Annotated in this window: 1 protein-coding gene; it reads right to left on the minus strand. The window is 31.7% G+C overall.

The features are described 5' to 3' along the window. A partial coding sequence (locus HT715_RS11490; protein ID WP_240149869.1) for a restriction endonuclease subunit S occupies window positions 1-580 on the minus strand: 580 nt, incomplete at both ends.

A 580-nucleotide genomic window follows, 5' to 3' on the forward strand; every position in this document is an offset into this window, starting at 1 on the left:
AATTTATTCCATCTACTTCGGAAGTAAGATAATCTTTGATTGGTCGTGGAGAACCACCTCTAACAATTTCAACCAATGTAGAAAACCTCACCCACTCCCAACTTTTTGGTATTTCATAAGGAACTTCCTCATAATAAGAGTTATCATCTCCTTGGGAAACAATAGAAATGTCCAAATCTTTCTTTTTAATCTTGCCTTCTTCAAAGAGTTTTTGTTTTTCTGCTCGTATTTTTTCAAGTAAAACTTCGACTGATTCATCATTTGGGTCTTGTTCAACTAATTTTCCTTGAATAGCATATTGAAGAATAGATTTTTTTAGTTTATCTGGAAATTCTTTATCTAGCTGTTCTAGTCTATTATAACTTTCAGCATATTCATCTACTTTTTCTAAAGCTGATTCGATTGCTTCTACTATTCGTTGTTGTTCGGATAGTGGGGGGAGAGGGATAAGAATAGAAGCAACTTTATCACTATTCAAGTTTTTCACAACAGCTCCACTAATTAGAGATAGAAATTGAGAATAAACTACATTTGATGAAAGAATATAGAATAGGTAATCTTTATTTAATGAGTTTTCATA

The organism is Streptococcus sp. 4155 (assembly GCF_013276695.1).
Lineage (GTDB): Bacteria > Bacillota > Bacilli > Lactobacillales > Streptococcaceae > Streptococcus > Streptococcus pseudopneumoniae.